The 7,497-nt window shown below is 42.0% G+C and carries 8 protein-coding genes, 1 tRNA gene and 1 pseudogene; 3 read left to right on the top strand and 7 right to left on the bottom strand.

The annotated features are described in order from the left end of the window. A pseudogene (locus tag JIG41_RS13760) lies at nucleotides 1-177 on the top strand (IS630 family transposase); the annotation flags it as partial. Beyond that, nucleotides 159-431: a hypothetical protein gene (locus JIG41_RS13765; protein WP_206770784.1), complete on the top strand. Its 273-nt coding sequence runs from the start codon at nucleotides 159-161 to the stop codon at nucleotides 429-431. The pseudogene JIG41_RS13760 and the gene JIG41_RS13765, both read left to right, overlap by 19 nt. A 224-nt stretch (nucleotides 432-655) precedes the next feature. On the opposite strand, the gene JIG41_RS13770 is transcribed toward JIG41_RS13765, so the two are convergent. From JIG41_RS13770 to rlmE, 7 genes are all read right to left on the bottom strand, one after another. Further along, a tRNA-Leu gene (locus JIG41_RS13770) sits at nucleotides 656-740 on the bottom strand. Between the two features lie 75 nt (nucleotides 741-815). After that, nucleotides 816-1,163 (bottom strand): preprotein translocase subunit SecG, encoded by a 348-nt coding sequence (gene secG / locus JIG41_RS13775; RefSeq protein WP_036967228.1) that lies wholly within the window; start codon nucleotides 1,161-1,163, stop codon nucleotides 816-818. A gap of 1 nt (nucleotide 1,164) precedes the next feature. Beyond that, nucleotides 1,165-1,914 (bottom strand): triose-phosphate isomerase, encoded by a 750-nt coding sequence (gene tpiA / locus JIG41_RS13780; RefSeq protein ID WP_036967226.1) that lies wholly within the window; start codon nucleotides 1,912-1,914, stop codon nucleotides 1,165-1,167. Nucleotides 1,915-1,983: 69 nt separating this feature from the next. Beyond that, entirely contained in the window at nucleotides 1,984-3,339 is a 1,356-nt protein-coding gene (gene glmM, locus JIG41_RS13785; protein ID WP_036967223.1) for a phosphoglucosamine mutase, read from the bottom strand. Beyond that, nucleotides 3,332-4,180: a dihydropteroate synthase gene (gene folP, locus JIG41_RS13790; RefSeq protein WP_199524946.1), complete on the bottom strand. Its 849-nt coding sequence runs from the start codon at nucleotides 4,178-4,180 to the stop codon at nucleotides 3,332-3,334. The genes glmM and folP overlap by 8 nt, the downstream gene beginning before the upstream one ends. A gap of 114 nt (nucleotides 4,181-4,294) precedes the next feature. Next, nucleotides 4,295-6,241, bottom strand: a complete 1,947-nt coding sequence (gene ftsH / locus JIG41_RS13795) for an ATP-dependent zinc metalloprotease FtsH (RefSeq protein ID WP_176714535.1) — start codon at nucleotides 6,239-6,241, stop codon at nucleotides 4,295-4,297. 57 nt (nucleotides 6,242-6,298) lie between these two features. After that, nucleotides 6,299-6,928, bottom strand: coding sequence for a 23S rRNA (uridine(2552)-2'-O)-methyltransferase RlmE (rlmE, locus tag JIG41_RS13800; protein ID WP_036967218.1), 630 nt, complete (start codon nucleotides 6,926-6,928; stop codon nucleotides 6,299-6,301). Nucleotides 6,929-7,017: 89 nt separating this feature from the next. On the opposite strand from rlmE, the gene yhbY reads away from it, so the two are divergent. After that, nucleotides 7,018-7,314 (top strand): ribosome assembly RNA-binding protein YhbY, encoded by a 297-nt coding sequence (yhbY, locus tag JIG41_RS13805; RefSeq protein ID WP_036967216.1) that lies wholly within the window; start codon nucleotides 7,018-7,020, stop codon nucleotides 7,312-7,314. Nucleotides 7,315-7,497 lie beyond the last annotated feature (183 nt).

Here is a 7,497-nt window from a genome sequence, read left to right on the forward strand (position 1 = left end):
GAGTTAAACCCAATAGAGCAAGTATGGAGCTGGATACGACAACACTGTTTATCCAATAGAGTGTTTTCGGGTTATGACGAAATTGTTGATGAAGTTTCAAAAGCATGGAATCACTTTATTTCAATACCGGAGCGAGTGATTAAGATGTGTAATCGGGAATGGATAAAGTTGATTTAATCTTTATGCGGAATGGTATAAGCAGAAAGTTTTCAGAGTTCAGAGACAAGCTTGGGATTCAATCCGATATAGCAAAGCCTAAACGTTCTGGATTTCATGACATAAGAGCACTAGCGATTCATTTATTAGATAGTAAAGGAATAGAATCAAAAATTCGTGCAGCACATGCTGATGATAAATCAAATAGGCTATATAAAGAAGGGCATTCAATATGGAATATAGCGGAAGATGTCGTGATCGATTGGCGAAGTTAATGTTTAATAAAAAGCGATTCAAAAACAAAAAATCCGCACTAGAATGCGGATTTTTTTATTCGATGTTTTTAGAAAATTAAGAACTAAAAATGAAAGAATGCCTACAAATTTAATTCTAAATTTTAGAAAAGTTTTGGAATCATTTTAGAAAGTTTTGAAAATAAAGCTTTCGAGTGAAATTAGTCTGTAAAGCTCATTTCATAAAGTTTTATACTATAGAAACTTGGTGCGGATGGGGGGACTTGAACCCCCACGGCCGAAGCCACCACCCCCTCAAGATGGCGTGTCTACCAATTCCACCACATCCGCATACAATTCTGTATGATGTTAAGCTGTTTGATTTACTGAGGAGATAAATCGCTTAACATTAATTAGCAACGCTAATTAATTTGGTACGTCAGAGCTTTTCTCTTCTGTCACTGGCACATCAGTTTGTGCTGGAGTAACAGTTTCAACAGCTGGCGCAGCCTCTAGGTTTTCCCACTCATCCGTCTTTTTAATTTGACCGGCAGTTAGGTTACCTAAAACAATACTTAACACGAAGAAAATCGTTGCAAGAATTGTTGTTGTTTTTGTCATGAAGTTGCCTGCACCTGATGAACCAAACACTGTAGCAGACGCACCTGCTCCAAATGATGAACCCATATCAGCGCCTTTACCTTGCTGGATTAAAACCATACCAACAAGCGCTAAAGCAACAATTAAATAAACTACTAATAAAATTTCGTACATCTTATACGGTCCCTTTTGCACTTTCACAAATAGCAGTAAATGATTCTGCTTTTAGACTTGCGCCGCCTATTAGGCCGCCATCTATATCTGGTTGTGCAAATAATAATTCGCTATTTTTTTCATTCACGCTACCACCATATAAGATGGTTAGCTGTTCAGCTAAATCACTATCCGCAGAAGCAATTTTCTCACGGATAAATTTATGTACAGCTTGCGCTTGCTCAGGAGAAGCAGTCTTACCTGTGCCAATGGCCCAAACGGGCTCGTATGCTACCACAGAATTCTTCAGTGCTGCTACACCTAATTTGTTAATTACAGCATCAATTTGTGCTGCAACCACTAATTCGGTTTCATTCGCTTCACGTTGTTCTTCGCTTTCGCCAACACATAAGATAGGTGTTAAACCAACGTGTTGAGCGCGAGCAAATTTATCCGCAACCACCGCATCAGATTCACCATAAATACTGCGACGCTCTGAATGCCCTACTAAGGTATACGTTGCACCTAAGTCTTTAATCAGCTGAGCATCTACTTCACCCGTAAACGCACCCGCTTGGTTTTCTGAGACCGTTTGCGAACCGACAACAACATTTTGTTGTTGCAGCGAACTTATCAACGGGAATGGTGGAAACACCACAATATCAAGTTCATCAGACTGAACATTTTTGATAGCGTTTGCTAATTGTTCAACAAGTTCTAACGAACCGTTCATTTTCCAATTGCCTGCTACCATTGGCTTACGTGTTGCCATATTTCCACTCCACATTAGAAAGCGGGCAAGATACTAACTCGACTTGCCCAAAGTTACAAGAGGTTATTGTTATCCCTCGGTTTGTTTGCTCACAGATTCGACAATTTCAGCAATTTTTTGTGCGCTGTCTAGTACTGTTTTCTCTTGATCAGCCTCTACCATTACGCGAACAACGGGTTCTGTCCCCGATTTGCGAAGTAGAACACGCCCTGTATCACCTAATTTTTCTTCGATTTGTGCCACAATATCGATAACAGCTTGTGCTTGCGTTGGATCCGTACCTTGAGGGTAACGAACATTGATCATTTTCATCGGGTATTTTGTAAAGCCAGCACCTAAGTCTTGCAGTGTTTTATTCTGTGCAACCATGGCAGCTAACACCTGCAAACTCGAAATAATACCGTCACCAGTACTAATTAAATCAAGATTCAATACATGGCCTGAGCTTTCGCCTCCGATTTTCCATCCTTTTTCTTGCAAAAGCTCCATGACATAACGATCGCCAACTTTACTGCGGGCAAAATCAATACCACGCGCTTTTAATGCATTTTCAAGCCCCATGTTCGACATGACCGTGCCTACAACACCCCCACCCAACATATCGTCGTTTGCAGCTTGGCATGCAATAATATAAACAATGTCATCACCATCGAAGACACGTCCGTTGTGGTCAACCATCATCACACGGTCACCGTCACCGTCGTACGCAATACCAACATCGGCATCATGCTCAAGTACTTTGCGCTTGAGTGTTTCAACGTGAGTTGCACCGCATTCAAGGTTAATGTTGACACCATTTGGTTCACACGCATGACAAATGACTTCTGCACCAAGCTCACGCATAACAGACGGGGCTATATGATAAGTTGCGCCATTAGCACAATCTAATACGATTTTTAGACCCTCTAATGATAAACCTTGAGGGAATTGGCTTTTACAAAACTCAATATAACGACCATCAGCCGTTTCTAAACGACGCGCTTTACCTAATTTATCTGAAGCTACGCAAGTCATTGGCTCTTCCATCATGGCTTCAATTTCAAGCTCAACTTCATCCGCTAGCTTCAAACCACGACTAGAGAAAAATTTAATGCCATTGTCATGATAAGGGTTATGTGATGCACTAATAACGATGCCAGCTTCAGCACGGAAAGTTTGCGTTAAATAAGCAACCGCAGGGGTCGGCATAGGGCCAAGTAAAACAACATCAATGCCTGCAGCAATAAGACCTGCTTCCAGTGAAGTTTCTAACATATACCCAGAGATACGCGTGTCTTTACCAATAATAACCTTCTTGGTACCAATTTTTGATAATACGCGTCCAGCTGCCCAACCAAGTTTTAATGCAAACTCTGGAGTAATAGGGTATTCGCCAACCATGCCACGAACGCCATCCGTGCCAAAATATTTTCTTGTTTTACTCATTTATAATTCCTTTCTTACATGCTTGCCATACGGTCAACACATCTAAAGTTTCTGAAACATCATGCACACGAATGATTTTTGCCCCATTTTGGGCAGCAATTAAAGCACCTGCTAAACTGCCAGCTAAACGCTCATCCGTGCTTTTATTTAATAAATTACCAATCATGGATTTGCGTGATAAACCCGCAAGGACCGGTAAATTGAATTGATTAAACTCGTCAAACCTATTAAGAATTTCGTAGTTATGCGCGAGCGTTTTCCCAAAACCGAAACCGGGATCTAAAATAATACGTTGTTGCTGAATCCCCGCTTGCTCACATGCTGCGATACGCTCGGAAAAAAAGTCATTAATATCTGCAAATAAATCCTCATACTGTGGATTACTTTGCATCGTGCGAGGTTGTCCTTGCATATGCATCAAGCAAATTGCAACGTCAGGGTATGCAGATAATACTTCAATAGCACCGGGCTCTTGTAATGCCCTAACATCATTAATGATATCTGCACCCGCTAAAATAGCCTGACGCATGACCTCACTTTTGCTGGTATCAATTGAAATTATACAGTCGCTTGTTTTTCTGAGCGCTTTAACCAGAGGGATAACACGGTCAAGCTCATCTTCCAATGAAACGTCAGGGGCACCAGGACGTGTCGATTCACCGCCAATATCAATGATTTTTGCGCCTTGTTCTAAGAGTGTATGAGCTTGTTTGACAGCGCTGTCTAGTTGGCAATAATTGCCGCCGTCTGAAAAAGAGTCAGGAGTGACATTTAAGATCCCCATCACAACAGGGGTATCGAGGTGTAAAGTGCGACCTCGAGGTAAACTAACAGTGGTCATCTATCACCTATACTGCTTCCATGGCGAATGTTTAGGTGCTACACCTAAACGATTTTTTATGTCGCTACAAAAAAGCCCCGGCAAGCGGGGCTTTTGCTAATCGTATTTTAACGATTATTCAGCTTTGTCATCAAGGTTTGTTTCATCCTTTTTTACTGAATCATCCGATTTTGACTCTTCAGCAACAGGTTCAGCCTTGGCCGCTGGTTTTTTATCATCTGGACGACGGTCATGCATGTCACGCGGTTCACGCACTGGCTGACGAGCCATTAAATCGTCAATCTGACCTGCATCAATTGTTTCGTACTTCATTAATGCATCTTTCATCGCATGTAAGATATCAATATTGTCTTTTAAGATTTGCTCAGCACGTTGGTAATTACGATCTGAGAACAAACGAATTTCGCTATCGATAACTTTTGCTGTTTCATCTGACATGCTCATGGCACGGCTTCCACCGCCACCCATGTACATCTCGTTTTGATCTTCAGCATACAGCAGTGGACCTAACTTTTCGCTTAAGCCCCATTGAGTAACCATTTTACGTGCGATGTCTGTCGCGCGCTCAATATCGTTACTTGCCCCTGTGGTTACTTTGTCTTCACCATAAATCAGAGCTTCTGCAATACGACCACCGTAAAGACTAGAAATCATTGACTCTAGTAACTCTTTAGAGTGACTCACACGGTCTTGTTCAGGCAAGTACATCGTAACACCTAGTGCACGACCACGTGGAATAATAGACACCTTATAAACAGGGTCGTGTTCTGGCACCATACGGCCCACAATCGCGTGACCTGCTTCATGATAAGCGGTCATCTCTTTTTCTTGTTCGCTCATCACCATGGTCTTACGCTCTGCGCCCATCATGATTTTATCTTTTGCTGCATCAAACTCAGCCATGCTAACAACACGCTTATTGCCACGCGCTGCATATAGCGCCGCTTCATTTACCAAGTTTGCAAGGTCAGCACCTGAGAAACCAGGTGTACCCCGTGCAATCACAGCGGCCTCAACGTTATCGCCTAATGGCACTTTACGCATGTGCACTTTCAAGATTTGCTCACGACCACGGATATCAGGTAAACCAACCACAACTTGGCGGTCAAAACGACCCGGACGTAATAACGCTGGGTCAAGTACATCTGGGCGGTTTGTCGCTGCAATAACGATAATACCTTCATTACCTTCAAAGCCGTCCATTTCTACTAGCATTTGGTTTAGAGTTTGCTCACGTTCATCGTGACCGCCCCCCATGCCTGCACCACGTTTACGGCCTACCGCATCAATTTCGTCGATAAAGATGATACACGGGGCTGCTTTTTTCGCTTGTTCGAACATGTCACGGACACGTGATGCACCCACACCAACAAACATTTCTACGAAATCAGAACCTGAAATTGTAAAAAATGGTACTTTTGCTTCACCGGCAACCGCTTTCGCTAAAAGAGTTTTACCCGTACCCGGAGGACCTACCATAAGTACGCCTTTAGGGATACTACCACCCAGCTTTTGGAATTTTGATGGATCACGTAAGAAGTCCACTAACTCTGTGACATCTTCTTTCGCTTCATCACACCCGGCAACATCAGCAAACGTTGTTTTAACTTGATCTTCGCTCATTAGGCGGGCTTTGCTCTTACCGAAAGACATCGCCCCTTTGCCGCCACCGCCTTGCATTTGACGCATGAAGAAAATCCACACACCAATAAGCAGTAACATTGGGAACCAAGAGATTAAAATGCTGGCGAGGAAAGACTGCTCTTCAGGCTTAACACCTTTAACATTTACATTGCTTTTCAATAAATCATTCAAAATGTCTTTATCATACATTGGCATGATAGTTTGAAAGCGCTCACCATTTGTTTTGGTACCTGTAATGGTGCCGGTTGTGCTTTCAATAGAGACCTCTTGAATAGCGCCGCTACGTGCGTCACTAACAAATTGAGTGTAACTTGTTTGGCGATCTGCTTGATCACCACCATTAAAGCTCTGAAACACTGACATTAGCACAACTGCAATGACCAGCCAGAGTATTAGATTTTTCGCCATATCGCTCAAGGGGTTAACCTCTTGTATCCAATTAATTTAAATTCAACTTAACGCAGCACAACTGTACTACAGTTTGTAGCCTGTCGCCACTATATAAACTTCCCGAGAACGGGCACGCGAAGCATCGGGCTTTCTAATTTTTACCGCCTTAAAGCTATTACGTACGTCCTGTAAGTATTGATCAAATCCTTCTCCTTGGAATACTTTGACACAAAAAGCGCCATTTTTCTTCAAAACTTGATGACACATGTCGAGCGCAAGTTCGACAAGATACATACTACCAGCTTGATCAACTGATGTATTGCCACTCATATTCGGTGCCATATCAGAAAAAACGACATCAACATTTTTACCGTCAATACGTGTTAATAGTGCATCAAGCACAGCTTCTTCACGGAAGTCACCTTGCAAAAAATCAACACCGGCTAAAGAATCCATCGGTAAGATATCACAGGCAATAACCTGCCCTTTATCACCTACTTTTTCAGCTAAATACTGAGACCAGCTGCCGGGTGCGGCCCCTAAGTCAACCACTGTCATAGCCGGTTTAATTAATTTATCTTTATTTTGAATTTCGTCTAATTTGAATACCGCACGAGAACGCCAACCTTTCTTTTGCGCTTCGTGAACATAAGGATCGTCGAAATGTTCCTTCAACCAACGCTTAGAACTGGCTGAATGTTTTTTGTTTGCCATAAAATTAATACGTAACTAATTAGTAATATTCTCTAGATGGCGTTAGAATACCCTTAATTCAAGCCATATTCAGCAAAATTTGTAACATCATGAAATTATCGAACAAACAAAAGCAGTTTTTAAAAGGTCAAGCACACAGTTTAAAACCAGTTGTATTACTTGGTGCAAATGGTTTAACAGAAGGCGTTTTAGTTGAAATCGAAAGCGCACTTAATATTCACGAGCTTATCAAAGTAAAAGTACCTACCGACGAGCGTGAGACTAAAGCATTGATTTTTGATGCAATTGTTCGCGAGACCGGCGCAGAAAAATTACAAACAATTGGTCATACAATTGTGCTTTATCGCCAAAGCGAAGAGAAAAAAATTCAGCTTCCTCGCGGCTAATTTTGCAACAAAGTCATGCAATAAACTAAAAGCCAGCGCAGAGCTTAATGCCAGTCAGTTAAGAGCTGACTGGCATTTTCTTTTGTAAGGATACTTATTTGGTTTCCTTCTTATCACCCTTGGATAATGCCTGTCTGGTAGCCTATCGGGTAAGATAAACAACCTAAGTGTTGTCAGTAACTC

Origin of the sequence: Pseudoalteromonas sp. bablab_jr011 (assembly GCF_016464045.1) — a bacterium.
Lineage (GTDB): Bacteria > Pseudomonadota > Gammaproteobacteria > Enterobacterales > Alteromonadaceae > Pseudoalteromonas > Pseudoalteromonas lipolytica.

Excerpts from the sequence above, each read along its gene's own strand:
- folP (WP_199524946.1), bottom strand. The coding sequence starts at position 4,180 with ATGACCACTGTTAGTTTACCTCGAGGTCGCACTTTACACCTCGATACC.
- secG (WP_036967228.1), bottom strand. The coding sequence starts at position 1,163 with ATGTACGAAATTTTATTAGTAGTTTATTTAATTGTTGCTTTAGCGCTT.
- yhbY (WP_036967216.1), top strand. The coding sequence starts at position 7,018 with ATGAAATTATCGAACAAACAAAAGCAGTTTTTAAAAGGTCAAGCACAC.
- tpiA (WP_036967226.1), bottom strand. The coding sequence starts at position 1,914 with ATGGCAACACGTAAGCCAATGGTAGCAGGCAATTGGAAAATGAACGGT.
- rlmE (WP_036967218.1), bottom strand. The coding sequence starts at position 6,928 with ATGGCAAACAAAAAACATTCAGCCAGTTCTAAGCGTTGGTTGAAGGAA.
- JIG41_RS13765 (WP_206770784.1), top strand. The coding sequence starts at position 159 with ATGGATAAAGTTGATTTAATCTTTATGCGGAATGGTATAAGCAGAAAG.
- glmM (WP_036967223.1), bottom strand. The coding sequence starts at position 3,339 with ATGAGTAAAACAAGAAAATATTTTGGCACGGATGGCGTTCGTGGCATG.